This window comes from Sphaerisporangium rufum (assembly GCF_016863395.1).
Classification (GTDB): domain Bacteria; phylum Actinomycetota; class Actinomycetes; order Streptosporangiales; family Streptosporangiaceae; genus Sphaerisporangium; species Sphaerisporangium rufum.
The window spans coordinates 1-687 of sequence record NZ_BOOU01000165.1 but is presented as its reverse complement, the minus strand read 5'-3'; the positions used below and the strand labels follow the sequence as shown (position 1 = coordinate 687).

Here is a 687-nt window from a genome sequence, read left to right as displayed (position 1 = left end):
ATCAGCCAGGAGGAGTACAAGAAGCTCCTGGCCGAGAAGGCCGACGGCAAGTTCCTCGGCACCCTGACCGCGGACAAGGACGCCAACGGCACCGAGACCGCGTGGTTCAAGACCCAGTACTTCGTGAAGAAGTGGGTCAAGTCCACCACCGCCGAGAAGTACTACCTCACGCACTACTTCATCGTGCACATGAAGGACGCCGGTCGTCTCGGTGACGCCGTCGGCGGCCAGGGCTTCCGCTGGAACGCCAAGGTCGGCTCCTACGTCTACGTGTTCGGCTACCCCGCGGGCGCCCACCCCGACGGTGACAAGGCCTACACCGGCGAGACCCTGAAGTACCAGTACGGCAAGACCTACGCCGCCGGCGCGTCGGCCAAGTTCAAGGCCGAGGCCCAGATCGCCATCAAGGCCGCCTTCACCCAGGGCGTCTCCGGTGGTCCGTTCATCTCGCAGTACTCCAGCACCAAGCGCCTGGGCTACATCAACGGTGTGGCCTCCCTGCTCGGCGACAGCGACGGCAACGGCCGCTTCGACTTCGTCACCTCGCCGTACTTCGACAGCGAGACCTACGCCGTCTACAAGAAGGCCGCCACCCTGTGGTCCGGCAGCCTCGTCACCAAGACCGGCGACACCACCACCAAGGCCTGACACAACTAACCAGGTAACTGGATAGCAGCAGGACCTCAC

General features: G+C 64.0%; 1 pseudogene. It reads left to right on the top strand.

What is annotated here, in order from left to right:
• Positions 1-648, top strand: a pseudogene (locus Sru01_RS35165) (hypothetical protein); the annotation flags it as partial.
• Between the last annotated feature and the right edge of the window lie 39 nt (positions 649-687).